Origin of the sequence: Paenibacillus sp. 1A_MP2 (assembly GCF_052244825.1) — a bacterium.
Taxonomy (GTDB): Bacteria; Bacillota; Bacilli; order Paenibacillales; family Paenibacillaceae; genus Paenibacillus; species Paenibacillus vandeheii.
In genome coordinates this window covers 5,750,486-5,767,393 of the sequence record NZ_JBQQCS010000001.1, presented here as the reverse complement: position 1 = coordinate 5,767,393, position 16,908 = coordinate 5,750,486, and the positions used below count along the sequence as shown (strand labels likewise).

Annotated in this window: 23 protein-coding genes and 2 pseudogenes; all 25 read left to right on the top strand. The window is 49.7% G+C overall.

All coding sequences use genetic code 11. From position 1 onward, the window contains the following. The first annotated feature begins 4 nt into the window (after positions 1-4). The 25 genes and pseudogenes from ACTWJ7_RS28495 (at position 5) to ACTWJ7_RS28375 (ending at position 16,905) form a co-directional block, all read left to right on the top strand. Positions 5-1,585, top strand: coding sequence for a DEAD/DEAH box helicase (locus ACTWJ7_RS28495; RefSeq protein WP_301880976.1), 1,581 nt, complete (start codon positions 5-7; stop codon positions 1,583-1,585). A 2-nt stretch (positions 1,586-1,587) separates the two neighbouring features. Further along, positions 1,588-1,839, top strand: coding sequence for a hypothetical protein (locus ACTWJ7_RS28490; protein ID WP_443146099.1), 252 nt, complete (start codon positions 1,588-1,590; stop codon positions 1,837-1,839). Positions 1,840-1,853: 14 nt separating this feature from the next. Continuing rightward, positions 1,854-2,543, top strand: a complete 690-nt coding sequence (locus ACTWJ7_RS28485) for a hypothetical protein (RefSeq protein WP_443146098.1) — start codon at positions 1,854-1,856, stop codon at positions 2,541-2,543. A 38-nt stretch (positions 2,544-2,581) separates the two neighbouring features. After that, positions 2,582-2,887 (top strand): hypothetical protein, encoded by a 306-nt coding sequence (locus ACTWJ7_RS28480; RefSeq protein ID WP_443145035.1) that lies wholly within the window; start codon positions 2,582-2,584, stop codon positions 2,885-2,887. Continuing rightward, entirely contained in the window at positions 2,884-3,321 is a 438-nt protein-coding gene (locus tag ACTWJ7_RS28475; protein WP_443146097.1) for a hypothetical protein, read from the top strand. The genes ACTWJ7_RS28480 and ACTWJ7_RS28475 overlap by 4 nt, the downstream gene beginning before the upstream one ends. Continuing rightward, on the top strand, positions 3,322-3,708 hold the full coding sequence (locus tag ACTWJ7_RS28470; RefSeq protein WP_443145033.1) for a DUF3797 domain-containing protein: 387 nt from the start codon (positions 3,322-3,324) through the stop codon (positions 3,706-3,708). Positions 3,709-3,726: 18 nt separating this feature from the next. Next, a complete protein-coding gene (locus ACTWJ7_RS28465; protein ID WP_443146096.1) occupies positions 3,727-5,988 on the top strand; it encodes an AAA family ATPase in 2,262 nt (753 codons plus the stop codon). Between the two features lie 288 nt (positions 5,989-6,276). Beyond that, entirely contained in the window at positions 6,277-6,675 is a 399-nt protein-coding gene (locus tag ACTWJ7_RS28460; RefSeq protein WP_076328799.1) for a RusA family crossover junction endodeoxyribonuclease, read from the top strand. Positions 6,676-6,733: 58 nt separating this feature from the next. Then, positions 6,734-6,904 carry a hypothetical protein gene (locus tag ACTWJ7_RS28455; RefSeq protein WP_443146095.1) on the top strand — a complete coding sequence of 57 codons (171 nt, stop codon included), beginning with the start codon at positions 6,734-6,736 and terminating at the stop codon, positions 6,902-6,904. Continuing rightward, positions 6,862-7,458 (top strand): annotated as a pseudogene (locus tag ACTWJ7_RS28450) (sigma factor-like helix-turn-helix DNA-binding protein); the annotation flags it as partial. The gene ACTWJ7_RS28455 and the pseudogene ACTWJ7_RS28450, both read left to right, overlap by 43 nt. Before the next feature lie 156 nt (positions 7,459-7,614). Continuing rightward, on the top strand, positions 7,615-7,824 hold the full coding sequence (locus ACTWJ7_RS28445; protein WP_301880967.1) for an Acb2/Tad1 domain-containing protein: 210 nt from the start codon (positions 7,615-7,617) through the stop codon (positions 7,822-7,824). 4 nt (positions 7,825-7,828) lie between these two features. Next, positions 7,829-8,191: a hypothetical protein gene (locus ACTWJ7_RS28440; RefSeq protein WP_443146094.1), complete on the top strand. Its 363-nt coding sequence runs from the start codon at positions 7,829-7,831 to the stop codon at positions 8,189-8,191. Between the two features lie 79 nt (positions 8,192-8,270). Then, complete coding sequence (locus ACTWJ7_RS28435; protein ID WP_443146093.1) at positions 8,271-8,699, top strand: terminase small subunit; 429 nt, start codon at positions 8,271-8,273, stop codon at positions 8,697-8,699. Next, positions 8,665-9,165 (top strand): terminase small subunit, encoded by a 501-nt coding sequence (locus ACTWJ7_RS28430; RefSeq protein WP_443146092.1) that lies wholly within the window; start codon positions 8,665-8,667, stop codon positions 9,163-9,165. The genes ACTWJ7_RS28435 and ACTWJ7_RS28430 overlap by 35 nt, the downstream gene beginning before the upstream one ends. 17 nt (positions 9,166-9,182) lie before the next feature. After that, positions 9,183-10,493, top strand: a complete 1,311-nt coding sequence (locus tag ACTWJ7_RS28425) for a PBSX family phage terminase large subunit (RefSeq protein ID WP_443146091.1) — start codon at positions 9,183-9,185, stop codon at positions 10,491-10,493. Positions 10,494-10,604: 111 nt separating this feature from the next. Next, positions 10,605-12,104, top strand: coding sequence for a capsid protein (locus tag ACTWJ7_RS28420; RefSeq protein ID WP_443146090.1), 1,500 nt, complete (start codon positions 10,605-10,607; stop codon positions 12,102-12,104). After that, positions 12,101-13,216, top strand: a pseudogene (locus ACTWJ7_RS28415) (phage minor capsid protein). Before ACTWJ7_RS28420 ends, ACTWJ7_RS28415 begins: the two are co-directional and overlap by 4 nt. 118 nt (positions 13,217-13,334) lie before the next feature. Continuing rightward, on the top strand, positions 13,335-13,916 hold the full coding sequence (locus tag ACTWJ7_RS28410) for a phage scaffolding protein (RefSeq protein WP_443145023.1): 582 nt from the start codon (positions 13,335-13,337) through the stop codon (positions 13,914-13,916). A 26-nt stretch (positions 13,917-13,942) separates the two neighbouring features. Next, complete coding sequence (locus tag ACTWJ7_RS28405; protein ID WP_443146089.1) at positions 13,943-14,896, top strand: major capsid protein; 954 nt, start codon at positions 13,943-13,945, stop codon at positions 14,894-14,896. Between the two features lie 12 nt (positions 14,897-14,908). Then, positions 14,909-15,124 (top strand): hypothetical protein, encoded by a 216-nt coding sequence (locus ACTWJ7_RS28400; RefSeq protein WP_443146088.1) that lies wholly within the window; start codon positions 14,909-14,911, stop codon positions 15,122-15,124. Next, on the top strand, positions 15,124-15,432 hold the full coding sequence (locus tag ACTWJ7_RS28395; protein WP_443145020.1) for a hypothetical protein: 309 nt from the start codon (positions 15,124-15,126) through the stop codon (positions 15,430-15,432). The genes ACTWJ7_RS28400 and ACTWJ7_RS28395 overlap by 1 nt, the downstream gene beginning before the upstream one ends. A 4-nt stretch (positions 15,433-15,436) precedes the next feature. Then, a complete protein-coding gene (locus tag ACTWJ7_RS28390; protein ID WP_443146087.1) occupies positions 15,437-15,802 on the top strand; it encodes a hypothetical protein in 366 nt (121 codons plus the stop codon). A 132-nt stretch (positions 15,803-15,934) separates the two neighbouring features. Beyond that, the gene (locus ACTWJ7_RS28385) at positions 15,935-16,129 is read left to right on the top strand and encodes a hypothetical protein (protein ID WP_443145018.1); all 195 of its coding nucleotides are present in this window, start codon (positions 15,935-15,937) and stop codon (positions 16,127-16,129) included. Between the two features lie 132 nt (positions 16,130-16,261). Continuing rightward, the gene (locus ACTWJ7_RS28380) at positions 16,262-16,519 is read left to right on the top strand and encodes a hypothetical protein (protein WP_443146086.1); all 258 of its coding nucleotides are present in this window, start codon (positions 16,262-16,264) and stop codon (positions 16,517-16,519) included. After that, positions 16,516-16,905, top strand: coding sequence for a minor capsid protein (locus ACTWJ7_RS28375; protein WP_443146085.1), 390 nt, complete (start codon positions 16,516-16,518; stop codon positions 16,903-16,905). Before ACTWJ7_RS28380 ends, ACTWJ7_RS28375 begins: the two co-directional genes overlap by 4 nt. Positions 16,906-16,908: the final 3 nt, after the last annotated feature.

The following is a 16,908-nucleotide window of genomic DNA, read 5'->3' as shown; positions in this document are numbered from 1 at the left end:
ACCGATGGAACTCAGACCCTATCAGCAAGAAGCGCGTCAGTCCATCCAAGCTGAATGGAACAAAGGAGTCAAGCGTACGTTGCTTGTGCTCCCTACCGGATGCGGTAAGACGATTGTATTTTCTAAGGTAACAGAAGACCGGGTTAAGCTGGGTGAGCGTGTGCTCATCCTGGCTCACCGGGGTGAGCTGCTTGATCAAGCTTCTGATAAGTTGGAGAAATCTACTGGACTGAAAACAGCAACCGAGAAAGCAGATCAGACATCAATCGGCAGCTGGTACCGGGTTGTTGTGGGCAGTATCCAAACTCTCATGCGAGATAAACGACTGCAACAATTCGCGGCAAATCACTTTGACACAATTATTATCGATGAGGCACACCACTGTTTATCTGACAGTTATCAACGAGTGCTGCAATATTTTGAAACAGCCAACGTGCTTGGCGTTACGGCTACACCGGATCGTGGCGACATGCGAAACTTGGGCAGCTTCTTCGAAAGTTTAGCCTACGAGTACACTTTACCCAAAGCCATAAAGTCCGGGTTCCTTAGCCCGATCAAGGCCATGACCATTCCCCTGCAGATAAACTTGTCAGCGGTTGGCCAACAGGCAGGCGACTTCAAAACGCAGGACTTGGGTACCGCATTGGATCCGTACCTGGATTCCATTGCTGAGGAAATGCTTCGTGTAGCTAAAGACAGAAAGATTGTTGTATTCCTTCCTCTGGTGAAGACCAGTCAGAAATTTACCCAGATTCTGAACTCGATTGGGTTCCGAGCAGCTGAGGTAAATGGGGATTCTCAAGATCGATCACAGATATTAGAAGACTTTGATGGCGGCAAATATAACGTGCTTTGCAACTCCATGTTGCTCACCGAAGGATGGGATTGTCCGAGCGTCGATTGTGTCGTAGTGCTTCGGCCCACGAAGGTTCGCAGCTTGTACAGTCAGATGGTCGGGCGTGGTACCCGTCTATTCCCTGGCAAGACAGAACTTCTGCTGTTGGACTTCCTGTGGCATACCGAACGGCACGAGCTTTGCCATCCTGCACACCTCATTGCAGAAAATGAAGAGATTGCCCAGGCCATGACCAAGCAGATCGAGGAGGCGGGTATTGCACTGGATCTGGAAGACGTGGAAAAGCAGGCGGCCGAGGATGTCGTTGCTCAGCGCGAGGAAGCTTTGGCAAAGCAATTGGCAGAGATGAAGCGCCGTAAACGTGCATTGGTAGATCCGCTGCAGTTTGAAATGAGTATACAGGCTGAGGATTTATCCAGCTATGTCCCGTCCTTCGGTTGGGAACAGGCTCCACCTTCCGATGCTCAGGTAAAGACACTCGAAAAGTTGGGCATCATGCCAGAACAAATCGATAATGCCGGCAAGGCGACGAAGCTTCTGGAGCGTTTGGACAAGCGTCGTGAAGAAGGGCTGACTACGCCGAAGCAGATCCGCTTCCTGGAAGGCAGAGGTTTTGAACATGTGGGTACCTGGTCCTTTGACTCGGCCAAAAAGATGATTGATCGGATCGCCGGGAACGGGTGGAAAGTACCTGCAGGTGTTGAGCCGAAACAGTACCGGGGTGAGTAACGATGATCCAGGACTATAAAGGCATTCGTTTAGAACTGATTAATCGGAAATATGAGGGGCGTGCTGCTAAGCGTTTTACGCTGGGTGGCACGAACCAGAACGTTTGGATTCCCAATAAACACCTCGAAGCGGATGGGCAGATCAAGGAAGGCGAGAACATTGATTATGTTTTCCGCAAGGCACAGCGGCAGCTTGAACTAGCGGGTTACACAGGGCCGATTGTGGGCATCAAACGTCGTTCAAATAACCAATAAGGGAGCAATCATATATGAGTTGGGTACGCATGAACATTCAAAACGGGCAGGGCACTGGTGAACTGGAAATGGATCAGCTTGGAGCCGGCGAAACAAAGGCTGTTATTGATGGATTCTTTGGAGCATTTGGCCTGCAGGTGAAGGATAGCAAGCCTGAATTGGTTCATAAACCTAAACTTCCTGAAATCGTAGCTCCGTTAGCAAAGTTGCAGAAGGTAACTGAAAATGAGACTGTGATCCCGCTCAGCTCATTGATGGATAGCACGATTAATAGTAAGAAGGCTGTTCAGGAGATCGTGAAGGATGTTGTTAAGGAGAATGCAAAAAGGGTCACGAAGCCGGCCATGATTCATTCTGAACGTACTCTCTCAACTTCACTGGGTGAAAAGCTAGCCGAGGCTTACCAGAACATCGATTCAGAGTCTCTGAATGTGATCTCCAATTCTTCTGAGACAAACGAGCAGGTAGATGATTATAAAGTGACTGGCATTAAGTACAAGGATGGCATGGCCCACTACAAGTGCCGGTACTGGTGCAAGAATCCTAAATGCAGAGGTAAAGGCAATCATTATATTCTTCCGGAAGAGAAGACAGTAGAGTGCTACGATTGCGGATCGGTTCATGAGGTGCGTGAAGCTGTATTCGCTGATCCCCTGAAAAGGGACGATTGGGGCAACTTCTTCATTGCAGATCACTTGGCATAGAACATGGGGCTTCGGCCCCTTCAAAGGAGCGGATACATTTGAGTAAAGACAAAAGTGTACTTTTTGATGTTTCACCCACACACCTTAAAGAGTCAATGGAGGAAAACCCACGGGATGATCGGATGTATGTAGTTGCTCCATTCTCTGGTATGGCATCAGTTTATGGTCCATCAAAACGTGGCAAACACAAAGGATATCACCGTATTAAATGTGAGATATGGATTCCGGAGGATGCAATCAATGGCGAGGATGCATTGGGGGATTTCGGGGCTTTCGCAGTTATAAGTTTGCCTAGAGCTCGCGTTATGCCTCATATGGGTGGGGAAGGAGTGGACGAAGATTGAGTGAACGACGATACAAATTACTCAACGGATTCACCCTGATTGTAAGCGAGGAATGTCTCGGTGTTCAGCTTGACACAGGTATGACAATTACAACCGATGGTGATGAGATCATAGATGATGTACTTGCCTTACTTGATCACACGGTATCGGAAAAAGAAAAGTGGCGTAAAGAAGCTTTTCGGAAATACCCGACACCTGAAGCGTATGATGCAGCCTGTGCTGCTCTACACAAGCACAAGGAAGAAGCTGACCGTCTCGAATTGGAGCTTAAAAATGAAGCTGAGCGTTGTACCAGAGTCATGAGGTTACTTGTGCAAGTGACGGACATTTTGAGCATGGGCAGAACACCAGATAGAGCGGGGGCTGCTTTAAAAGTGATTTACCAGTGGTTACACGACAATAAGCCTGAGAGTCAAGAAGGAGGCGTTAAATAAATGCTTGCAATGAAATCAGTTAAGTTGATGCGGAAATACGCTGCGTGCGTTGATTGTGGTAATGAGCTGGTGGGAGACGGAGAAGGTGTCCTGCTGATTGAAGACGACATTTTCAAACGCAGTTGTAAGTGTGGGTGGAGCATCGAAGTGGACGAGGATGGCAAGCCTTTGCTCGATCTGAAGGTTGCTTGCTGGGCAACGATCGGACCGAAACGAGTCTATGAGATCCACGATAGACAGGGCAGATTCTATGGCTATGTCGATGTGAACAAGCTTCAGAAATTGGGTCATGTGAAGCGAATTAACCATACCGAGAAGACGAACGATTTTATTAATACGCCTGAAGGTAAATGTTGGGTAGATCAAAATCGATTTTTTAATATCTAAGTAAAGGTAGTGAAACGGATGGAGCACAAACTGGATCTTATGGCACTGTTGGACCACGTTGATCCTTCGTTCTTGGATTACCAGGAATGGGTCAATGTCGGCATGGCATTGAAATATGAAGGTTATACGGCCAGTGATTGGGATGATTGGAGCAAACGGGACAGCGGCCGGTACCGTCCCGGGGAGTGCTTCAGAAAGTGGACTTCCTTTGAAGGATCCGGCATCCCTGTTACTGGTGCAACGATTACACAGATGGCCAAGGATAACGGATGGGTACCACGTTCAGCTGGCCGAGAGGATCGGGAACTGGGTTGGGACGATGAAATTGCCGGCGGCGATTATGTCGTGGTCGATAAGAACTGGATTGAAGGTAAGGAAATCCACGAGCCAGCCGTATGGAATCCGATTCAGCAGCTCACCACATACCTGCAGACGCTGTTTGAAGCATCGGAGAACGTGGGCTATGTCGTGGACACCTGGCAGAACGATGAAGGCGAGTATCTACCCACCAAAGGGGCTTACGATCGGACCGCGGGAGAGCTGATTCAACTATTGAATCAATCCAAAGAGGGAGACATCGGATCGGTACTAGGTGATTACGATGTGGCTGCTGGCGCGTGGATCCGGTTCAACCCGCTGGATGGTAAAGGTGTTAAAAACGATAACGTGACCGAATTCCGGTACGCACTTGTTGAATCGGACACGATGGACATTGAAAAGCAGAACGCGATCATGCGGGAACTAGAGCTGCCTATCGCTGTGATGGTCTACAGTGGTGGGAAGAGTGTTCACGCTATCGTTAAAGTAGATGCAGCTGATTATGACGAGTACCGTAAGCGGGTCGATTACCTATATAACGTTTGTAAGAAAAACGGCCTGAATATCGATAAGCAGAATCGAAATCCCTCGAGGCTTTCACGGATGCCAGGCGTTGAACGTAACGGGAAAAAGCAGTTCATTGTGGATACCAATATTGGCCGTGCGAGTTGGGCAGAGTGGCATGAATGGATCGAGGGTGTGAATGATGATCTTCCGGATCCGGAGAGCCTGACTGATTATTGGGATAACATGCCGGTGCTGGCTCCACCTTTGATTCATGGGGTACTGCGGCAAGGTCACAAGATGCTGATGGCCGGACCATCGAAGGCTGGTAAGTCGTTCGCTTTGATCGAGCTAAGTATTGCCTTGGCTGAAGGAGATAAGTGGCTGGGCTGGCAGTGTACTAAGGGTAAAGTTTTGTACGTCAATCTGGAGTTGGACAGAGCCAGCGCCTTGCATCGTTTCAAGGATGTGTATCAGGCGCTTGGGCTACCGCCGAAGAACATCGGAAATATCGATATTTGGAACCTTCGTGGTAAGACGGTACCGATGGACAAGCTGGCTCCTAAATTGATTCGTCGTTCTGCGAAGAAAGATTATATTGCTGTCATTATCGATCCGATTTATAAGGTACTCACAGGTGACGAGAACAGCGCCGATCAGATGGCCCATTTCACCAATCAGTTTGACAAAGTGGCTACTGAGCTCGGCGCCAGCGTTATTTACTGTCATCATCACTCTAAGGGTTCTCAGGGAGGCAAGAAGTCCATGGACCGGGCAAGTGGTAGCGGCGTTTTCGCTCGGGATCCGGATGCACTGATTGACTTGGTGGAACTGGACATTCCGGAAGCCCTGCGGAATCAGGAAGAGAACAAGGCGATCTGCGCGATGTATCAGCGTCTCTTCGAACAGTACAACCCACCATACCTGCAGGAGCATATATCCCAGGATGATCAGCTCAGTGCAAAGGCTATGGAAGACCACGCTAAGCGTGCAATTCCAGGAGTTATGTCGAACATCAAAACAGAGATTGATCGAGTCATCAAGACTGTACGTGGGCATTCTGCATGGCGTGTGGAAGGTACGCTTCGGGAGTATGCCAAGTTCGAGCCGGTGAACATGTGGTTCCAATATCCGGTTCATCGCATCGATGACGTGGGCAGCCTGAAGGACATCGATACGGATAGTGAAGCTTCAACGCCGGCATGGCAAAAGGCTTCTGGCAAACGGAAGGATAAGGCTAAGCAGGAACGTCGAACCAAAGCTGAAGAGTTTGAGGATGTCGTGAACAATTGTAATTTCGGTGAACCTCCCACTTTGATGGATGTCATCGCCTGGTACGGATCTACTGGTAAGGAAGTTGCCGAACGTACTGTAAGAGATTGGATCAAGAAATATGGATATGAAATTGATCGTTCTAATGGCTTCCGCATCGTCAAAAAAGAAGAGGAAGCAGATTAATGAAGTTGCGGGGAGACCATAAATTTATGGTGGTTGCAATCCGCACAAAGTTGCGGCAATGATCATCATTTTATGGTCGCCGCAACTTGCGAAACATGGTTGCCGCAATTCCGCGAAAAGTTGCGGGGATTTAGGTACGTCCTGATTGCCGCAACATGCGGCGGCGACCTGTATATATAAATATATAAGGAATAAGGGAGGGGTCTAAAACTCCCCTCCCCTTCCCCTAAATTTATTTGAAAGTCACCCCCGCAAAACTAAAGTTAAAAAATGGAAGTGGTGAAATAGATGACAGAATTCTTTATGCCGATGAAACCACCGACAGCGACGCACCAGGAGAAGAAGGTAACGATTGTGAATGGCAAACCTGTCTTTTACGAACCAGATGATCTGAAGGCAGCTCGTGCGAAGTTAACAGCTCACTTGGGTCAGCATGTGCCTGAGAAAAAATATACGGGGGCGCTGCGTGTGATTGTAAAGTGGCTGTTCCCGATTACGAAGGGTAGCAAGCATTACGACGGAGAGTGGAAAAAGACAAAGCCAGATACACACAACCTGAACAAGTTGCCGTTTGATATTATGACTGATCTGGGATTCTGGACAGATGACGCCATTGTGGCCAGTGAGATCATCGAGAAGTTCTGGGCTGATCATCCAGGCATTTACGTCAAGATCGAGGAGCTGTAGGCCATGGACTACAAAGCATTCTTCTGGGACATGTTCCTGTGGACCCAGGGTGTGAACGATGCAGCGAGACAGTTCGGGATGCAGAGCCCTGACTTCTGGAAGTGGGTTTGCAGATTCTGCTGGTGCGATCTGCAGGAAGTACGAGGATAACCGACTGGCCGTAAAGCAAATGGTCATGATGATTGAATGGCTGGAGGAAGTATACGAGAAACAAAGGCAGGCAGGTTGATCTGTCCGGAGTGCTGCAGCGATATGCGCGAGATCCAGCCGGATCTGCATGTGTGCAAGAGCTGCGGCTTCACGGCAGAGCAGATTACGTTTGAGATGGATTGGGACGAAAGAGGGGAAGAGATGATTAATACCAAAGCAACGTGGATTGAGACGCTGATCAGTCAATATGCAACGGATTCCCGAGCCTTGGATAATTACCGGAAGAGTCTGGATCTGAATGATCTCCAGGAGGCGAAAGAGGCGGATACGGTCTCTGAAATGTTATCGGACATGAGATATGCCCTGACGTCGTTAAAACGCGGGAGACGGCCAGGCAGCCGCCGTGGAGCTGAGATTACCGACGTGTATCGGCAAAGGGAAATGTATATCAAGCTGTCCGGGCAGGAGATCACCGATGCTGAACGGCTGAAGCTGGTGGATGCACTGTTGGCCCTGAGTGATCGGGAGCGGACATGTTTCCTGCTTCATATGGCTCAGGGGTTGACGCTTCTGGAGATTTCGTCTAAACTAGGCCTAAGTAAGAGAACGGTTCAGGACTATGTGGACCGGGCTAAGACAAGATTTCAAAAGAATTTTTGTGATCTTGCCGTACGGACTGCCGTACATCGTGCCGTACAACATGTACACCATAAGTCTGTCTATAACAGGGCTCTCCATTGCGGAGGGCTCTTCTTTGCGTTTCACAAAATTATTCAGGAGGTCAATTTCATGAAGAATCCGCAGATTGAAAACAATTTCAGCTACCATTCCCCAAAAGAAGGTCAACCGGCGAAGTACGAGGCTATCCGGGCTAAGGGGAAGGAGTTGGCTGAATTGATTGACGAGCAGACGCCGAAGTCTCGTGAACAGTCGCTTGCGATGACGAACTTGGAGCAGGCTGTATTCTGGGCGAACGCGGCTATTGCACGGAATGAATAGCGATATGGATCGGATCAGATTACTTGCAGATTGGAATTTGATGACGGATCAGCAGAAGGTTGCTGTTCTCGATTTTATAAATCAACTAAGCAAACGGCTGCAGGATGCTGTCATTTCCGTAATGAATTCCTTTGCAGCAAACAATGAAGTCTTCGCTAAAAATGTGGGAACAGATTCAGGAGTTCAGGCAGACGGAAGAGCAGCCTGTGAAGAAGAAGCCGCTTCGTTTGCGGTATCTACCGAAGACATTACCGATGAGGCATCAGGTTCTGAACCGGAAGCCGGTTCTTTAGGTGGCACGGAGTCGTTGTTAAAAGAGGAAAAACATCCCTTTTTGTCGAATTTGTGTTTGACAGGAGGTGGATGATAGCATGAGCAGAGTAGAATCAACTTGTCCGAAATGTGGCGGACCATTTACGAAGATGAAAATGCGTTAACTGGATTTTGTGAGAAGTGTTCCAAAGAAGAAGAGTAAACCAAGCATCCTTCGGGGTGCTTTTTCTTTTACATACAAACACAATAGCGGAGGTGGTGAAGATGAATTGACGCCGAACTGGGAAGAGATTAGACGATTGTTTGAGACAAGCAATTTAACGCTGAAGGAGCTTGCTGAGCAATACGGCATCAAGGATTCAACGATCCGTAGCCGCAAGAACCGAGAGAACTGGCTACGAGGAGCCGCGACGCAACGCAACGTTGCAACGTTGCAACACGCAGCGCCGAAAGTCTCAGAGGACAGCCAGCTGACTGACAAGCAACGCATTTTCATTATGGAGTACCTGAGAGACTTCAACATCACACGCGCAGCCATGGCAGCGGGCTATAGCAAACGTTCAGCGCATGTGGTTCGGATGGGAGACGCTAAGAAATCCTAAAGTGCATGCGGAGATCCAGCGACATAAGGAAATGTATACCGAGGCGCTGGGCTTGGACATTCAACGGATCATTGCTGAGTACATGAAAATTGCCTTTGCGGATATCACGGATTTCGTGGACTTTGGTCGCAAGGAAATAACCGTTGGCCAGGATGGAGAGGGCCAGCCGATCACGCAGCAAATCAACTTCGTCGATTTCAAGAATGCAGACGAGGTGGATGGGGCGATTGTCAGTGAAATCAAGATAGGCAAGAGTGGGACCACCGTTAAGCTTGCTGACAAGATGGACGCCCTGAAGATGCTGGATCGGTATGCTGGGTACATGACCGAGGAGCAGAAAGCCCGTGTTGCTGTGCTGAAATCGAAGGTTCCGGACAAAGACGGCTTCAATCCAAGCGCTCAGATCGTGGCTTTGGCTGATATGATTAATAATCCGGTAGCTGAACGGGTGATGGACGATGACTGAGGCCGCTCTGATCCCGTATGCGCCGTTTAATCAAAAACAGGCCAGTTAGATCTGCCCGAAGTAAAGACGCCTGGCTGAACGTAGCTGAGGGCGGTAAGCGGGCAGGGAAAAACATTATCAACCTGATTGCTTATGCGATGTGCCTAGAGGTTCATCCGGACAAGCTGCATCTGGTTGCGGGTGTTTCTTTGGCTGCAGCGAAGATGAACGCCATAGACTCGAACGGCTTTGGGCTCCAGCACCTATTTGCAGGGCGTTGCCGTGAGGGAGAGTACAAGAACCGGGATGCACTGTATATTCAGACCAAGACCGGTGAGAAAGTGGTCATAATCGCAGGTGGTGGTAAAGCCAATGACGCTGCCCGGATCAAAGGTAATTCGTATGGTACGGTGTACATTACCGAGGTCAACGAGTGCCACCAGTCGTTCGTGCAAGAGGTCTTTGACCGGACACTGGCGAGTAGCTTCAGGCAACTGTTCTTCGATTTGAATCCTAAACCCCCTTCTCACTGGTTCTACCGTGACATTCTGGATTACCAGGACGAGCTGCTGAAGCTTGGAGAGAATACCGGATACAATTACGAACACTTTACCGTGTTTGATAACCTGTCTATCCCTAACGACCGTCTCAAGACCACGCTATCCACGTATGACAAAGGCAGCCTGTGGTATCAAGCTGATATCTTGGGTAAGCGAACAGCGGCCACAGGGCGGATCTACACGGGATACACTAAGCCGGGAGTTGTTGTTACTCGTAAGGATATTAAGGATTTCCGGTATATTGAGTTCTCCATAGGTATCGACATTGGGGGTACTGACGCCACGGTGGCAACGCTGACCGGATTCACGCCAAGGTATAAAGATGTCATCCTACTGGACGGCTATTACCATAAGCAGGGCAAGGAGTCTGGTTATACGCATGACCGGTACGCCAAGGAAGTCGTGAATAAGATCGTCGAATGGTCGGAAACCTATCCGGCCTTTTTGTCATGCGCTCATATTTTTGCTGAATCTGCTGACAAACTGTTCCGACAGGCGTTGGCAAATGAGCTAAGGCGACGGGGTATACACATTCCGGTTGTGCCTGCTTACAAGAAAGAGGGCATCGTGGACCGGATCCGGCTCACAACTATTCTCATCAACCAGGGCAGATATAAGGTGATGGCCCATCTAAAGCAGTGGCAGGAAGCCCTAAGAATGCGACATGGGATGAGAAGGAGCGCCAGAAAGGCGAATCGGGTCCGGACGGATGACGGCAGTTACCCGGTTGACTGCTTGGATAGTAGTGAATATGCCGTGCAGCCGTTCAAGCGCAGATTGGAGGTATGAGGATGTTCAAGGCAGACGGACAGTGTAAGGATTGCCTATTTTTGCGTCTTTGCAAGGCTGCTGAATTACCGCATTGCGATGGAGCATGTGCAGTAGATAGGAGTGGTGAGAGTGGGGTGGTTTCAGAATATGGTCATGAAGATATTGAGGATTCAACCAGCACCGGATAATAAGACGTTCACCATTCGGGAGCCATACGGATATCAGACCAATGTGTTGCGGAACCAGTTGTGGTACAGGGGAGATGCGTCCGAGCTGGATCAGTTCTACAAGCAGGCTGCATTCGACAGTGTGAGTAGAGCGCGATTCTGGGCAGCCGTGCCAAGCGAGGATATGTCGATTCGCAAGATCCATTCCGGATTACCGGCTATGATTGCGGATCGATTGGCGGATATCGTTGTTGCAGATTTGGATAGCATTCAGCTACAGAATGAACAGGCCACGAAGCAGTGGGAAGAGATTGCCAAAGATAACGACTTTGAGGAGCTGCTGCCAGAGTCGGTATCAGGTGCGCTGGTAACAGGTGACGGGGCGTTCAAGATTTCGATTGATCCGGATGTGAGCAAGTACCCGCTGATTGAGTTTTACAGCGGAGATCAGGTCGAGTACAGGCGGAAGCGTGGCAGGCTCCATGAGGTTGTTTTCTATACAGACTACCGGGTGAAGGAAAAGGACTACCGCCTGGAAGAGGTGTTTGGGCTTGGTTACGTTCACACCCGTCTGCTGGATGCCTATGGGAAAGAGGTTCCGCTGAACACGCTGCCGGATACGGCTGGCCTGATTCCGGAAATTACGTATGATGGGAAGTTCCTGATGGCCGTTCCGCTGATGGTGTTCAAATCGACGAAATGGCCGGGGCGCGGGAAATCGATTTTCGAAACAAAGGGGGACAACTTCGATGCATTGGACGAGGTAGTCAGCCAGTGGGTGGATGCAATCCGATCGGGGCGAGTGAAACAGTACATCCCAGAGGACATGATCCCGAGAGATTCGAATACGGGGGCACCATTACGGCCAAACCCGTTCGATAACCAGTTCATCAAGCTGTCTGTTCCTTTGGCTGAGGAAGCTAAAGGCCTGATTAACCTAGTGCAACCGCAGATCCTGTATGAGGCGTTTGTTGAGTCTTATGCAAGTGTCTTGGATATGTGTCTGCAGGGGGTTGTATCTCCAAGCACGCTGGGTATCGACTTGAAAAAGACAGACAACGCTGAAGCGCAGCGCGAGAAGGAAAAGGCAACGCTATACACACGCGGGAAGATTGTTGACCGGCTGAACGAGGTCATTCCTGAGCTGGTGGAAACGGTTCTGAAGGTCTATGACACGCTGCAGAAGAAACAGCCAGGCGAATATGAAGCATCCGTCAAGTTTGGTGAGTATGCTGCGCCAGACTTTGGCAGCGTGGTTGAGACAGTAGGCAAGGCCAGGACGTTTGGTGTGATGAGCATTGAGAGAGCCCTGGAAGAGATGTACGGCGACACCTGGACTGATGAGGAGAAGGCAGAAGAGGTTAAACGCCTGAAGGATGAGCAGAACATCACCTTTGATGAACCGTCTCTGAAACGGGATGACCCGCCGGATCCAGAAGACGATGAAGTTGATGAGACATGAAGAAGAAATATGACATTCGCCAGATATTCAGCGACATGGAAATGGATCTGATCAAGTCCATGCAGCGTAACCTTCAGCGTCACAAGGATGACGAGGAACGAGAGGGCAAGGAGTGGGAGCAATGGCAGAAACGCAAGCTGGAGGACATCCAGCGGTACCGTAAAGAGACGCGCCAGATATCTAAGAAGTATGAGCCTGAAGTGAAGAAGGCAGCCGAGGAAGAGGTTAAAGGCTCCTGGCGGCGTGGGGCTGATCGTGTTGTTAACACGGTCAAGGGCTTGTGGAACAAGATCACGGGCAAAAAGCCGGATGTTGAGCCTGAGGATGGTTCAGATCGTAGCTTCTTCAGGATCAATGAGAAGCGGGTTAATGCTCTCGCAGATGCAGCAGAGAACAATCTGCAATTAGCCCGTCATGCCATGCTGAGACAAGCGGATGATGTGTATAGACAGACCATCTACAAATCCCAGGTATACCTGAACAGTGGAGCTGCTTCGCTGAATCAGGCTATTGACCGCGCTACTAAGGATTTTCTTGAAAGGGCTTCGACTCCATCACCTATGCCAATGGTCGAAGGGTGAATGTGGCCAGTTATGCGGAAATGGCGTTGCGTACATCTTCCCAGCGAGCTGTGTTTGCTGGTGAAGGAGCCAAGCGGGATCAACGAGGTATACGAACCGTGGTGATATCGTCACACGCCAACTGTTCGAAGCTGTGCCTGCCTTATCAGGGCAAGGTGTTCATTGATGACGTTTATTCAGGCGGGACCGAAGCCGATGGCAAGTATCCACTTCTGAGTACCGCCATTGCTGCTGGTTTGTTCCATCCGAACTGTCGCCATAACATGACTACGTTCATTGTGGGGACCAGCTCACTGCCTAAGCCTGCTGATGATGAGAAAGCTTTGGCCAACTACCAGGCAGAAACAGAAACAGCGTTACATGGAACGCCAGATACGCAAGTACAAGCGCCTGGAAGCGGGCAGTGTGGATGAAGGAAACCAGGCGAATTACAAGGCCAAGGTTAGACAGTGGCAAGCCCAATTGCGGATTCACCTGAAGGAACATGATTACTTACGTAGAGATCCCAAACGGGAGAAGGTAAGAGTTTGAAGGCCCTAGTTGAGACTGCTGGGGCCTGTTAGCCGTTTCGGTACTGTCGGCGTAAAAGAACAGGACGTCACCGGACGCGACCGGGTAATAAGCGAAGACGAATAGGGAGGCAATTGATATGAACAAGGAACAGTTTATTGCATTGGGGTTCACGGAGGAGCAAGCGGAGAAAGCAGCTACTGCTTCTCAAGATGAGTTGAAAGGATTTATTCCTAAGACCCGATTTGATGAAGTAAACACAGCAAAGAGCAAAGCGGAGAAGGACGTTGCTGATCGTGATAAGCAAATCGCAGAGTTAGGCAAAACCGCAGGACTGTCTGAAGATCTGAAACAACAGATCGAGACGCTGAAAACCGAGAATCAGACAGCCAAGACACAATATGAATCCGATCTGCAGGAAGTCAAGATCAGCAATGCCATTGCGGCTGCATTGGCGGGTAAGGTTCATAACGAAAAAGTTGTAACAGGTCTGATCGATAAGACGAAGCTGGTCCTTGGAGACGATGGCAAGATTGTTGGTCTTGATGAGCAGTTAACAGGATTGAAGACATCTGATGCCTATCTGTTCAAGGAAGAGGAGAACAAAGAAGCAGGCGGCGGAGCTGGTGGTTTTAAGCTTGGCGGTGGTGGGAATCCGAATCCACCAGGAGCGGCTGTATCCTTAAAAGATGCGATTTCGTCCCATTTCCAAAATAAATAAGCAATTAAAACAAGGAGTGATTTTACATGGCAATTACATTGAGCGAAGCAAAGAAAAACGTACAAGACGCAATTACACTGGGCGTTATTGATGAATTTCGGAAAAACAACTATCTGTTGGACAATATGACCTTTGATGATGCGGTCTCCCCAACAGGCGGCGGTGCTACATTGACCTATGGCTATACACGAGCGATTACGCAGCCAACAGCTCAGTTTCGGGCAGTTAACAGCGAATACACTGCACAAGAGGTTAAGAAGCAACGTTACACGGTTGACCTGAAAGTATTCGGTGGAACGTTCGAGATCGACCGCGTTATTGCAGGCATGGGTGGCATCGTGAGTGAAACAGAATTCCAAATGCAGCAGAAGATCAAGGCTGCAAAGGCTCTGTTCAACGATACGGTAATCAATGGTGACAGCGCTGTGGATGATGAAGTGTTTGATGGATTGGACAAAGCCCTGACCGGTTCCAGCACGGAATACAACCCGACAGCGGCGATTGACCTTTCTTCTTCTACAGCTGTGGATTCTAACTATAAATCGTTCCTGGACCAACTGGACGAGTTCTTGATGGGATTGGATGGAACGCCGTCGGCTATCATGGGGAACCTGAAAATGATCGCACGGATCAGAGCCGTTGCTCGTCGCTCTGGCATGTACATGGCGAAACAGGACGAGTTCGGGAATCAGGTAGAGTTTTATGGCACAACCCCACTCGTGGATCTCGGAGCTAAATCCGGATCGAATGATCCTGTTGTTGGTACGAATGCATCCGGCGAAACTTCGCTGTACATTGTGCGCCTTGGCTTGGATGGATTCCACGGAGTATCGATGGCGGGTCAACCACCAGTACGTACCTGGTTGCCTGATTTCACAACTCCAGGTGCAGTGAAACAGGGCGAGGTCGAGATGGTTTCCGCTGTTGCGTTGAAAGCAACGAAAGCAGCCGGGGTTATGCGTAAGATCAAAGTTCAGTAAGGAGGGGCTAGGATGAAGTATAAAGACGATATCCCGAACGGGTATGTAAACGGGTACTACGTAGGCGTACGCCAGGGCAGTCCAACACCGGACGCCTTGGAACCTACAGCTGACGGTTACGAGGTTCCACGAGGCACTGAACGCATAGGTACAGTGACGCCGGATGCCTTGGAACCGAATTATCCGGAACCGGCAACGGATGATCCGGAAGAGGGAGGCGGCGCTTGATGACTAAGGTATTTGCACCAAACGAGCATTATACGGGACTTTCAGCCAGCATCATGTTTATTAATGGTGTTGGGGAAACGGACGACGAGCATTTGCTGCAGTGGTTTGAGGGGAAGGGCTACACGGTGGATCGGTCTGAATCGGATCCGCAGACAGACGAGGTTGCAAAGGCCGCTGAGCTTGAGAAGAAAGAGGCAGAGAAGCGACTGAAGGCTCTGCGTAAGAGAGCAACGGATCTTGGGATCGAGGGCGCAGCAGAGAAAGACGCTGAAACGCTTGAGGCTGAGATTGCTGAAACTGGGAAGTGATCCTATGGCTTATGCCACGGCTGATGAGTATGAACTGTATGGAATCGGTATGATTCCGGCTGAGGACTTGAACAAGGCTCTCAGTCGGGCATCCGACCAAATAGACAGCCTGACCTATAATCGCATCGTGCAACGTAACCTGGACAGCCTGACAGCCTTTCAGCGGGGGAATGTGGTCAAGGCAGTATGCCAACAAGCGGATTTCCAGTTCCAATATGGGGATTACTTGGACTTCCCGCTCTCTGGATACTCAGCAGGCAGCGTGAGCTTGTCATTTAAGGCCGTTGAAGGTGCTGGAGGGGTTAAGACTACCGAAGGTGTTACAAACCTGCTGAGAGCCACAGGGTTGATGAATAGGGGGCTATGTTGATGCGGGGTAAGTTTCCATTTCCACATTGGATATTGAAAACACCTGTTCAGGTGTTTCACACCAAACTGTCAGAAGACGGGGAGCCTGTCGAGGAATCTAATCTTTGACGGGCTTGCTTGCTATGACGAGAAGATGCGTCAGAAGCTGGATAAGGAGCGCCGATTGGTTACGCTGTCCGGCAAGGTGATTATCCGTGGTGATATATTGCCTGGAGAACTGATTGAGGGCTTTGTCCGGGTTGGCGGTACTGATCGGATCATATTCAGCGCATCACGGCCACAGCATCCAGACGGCAGCGTCTTTTCTACGGAATTGGAGCTGAGCTGATGGTGAAGGTTAAAGTGACCATGAATCCCAAGGCTATGCGGGAGCTAAGCCAGTGCTCCATCGAAGGCGCTGGAGCAAGTCGCCAACGGGAAAGCAGAAAGCATCCTGACCGAGATTGCCAACGCTCAGGTCGTGCCAAAGCAAACAGGTGAGCTGGAACGCAGTGCCTGGGTAGATACTACGGGGCTCAAAAAGGGCAAGGTCAAGATTGTGTATGACACGCCGTATGCGCGCCGTCTTTACTGGCATCCAGAATACAACTTCCGGCGGGATAAGAACGCCAACGCCCAAGGGCTATGGCTGGAAGCTTGGCAGAAGGAACAGAAAGGCTGGATTCGCAAAACGTTTGAAAAGCTGGTCAAGAAGTTTGGGGGTGGGTTCATCAAATGATGCTGTCCGAGATTCGGGATTGGCTGAAAACGCAGATCGATTCCCCATATTGGTACATTGGCAAGATCGACGGCAAGAAGGAACAGTCCATTGGTGTTTACAACCTGAACACCGGACAACCTTACATTGCCATCGGAGGGCTGGAGAACACCAGCTATGCCAGCAAGTCCATATCCATCCTGGTTCACTGGTCAAAGAATGCAGATACAGCGGAGCGTAAGGCCCATGAGGTCTATGCTGCGCTATTTGGTCGTTCTGATGGCGATATAGCAGGACACCGTGTTATTGCCTTTGAGATGCGGACGCCATGGCCTATTGATGTGGGTACTGACGATGCAGGCATATATGAATATGTGATTGAGACAACGATTTATTACGAGAGGTAGGGG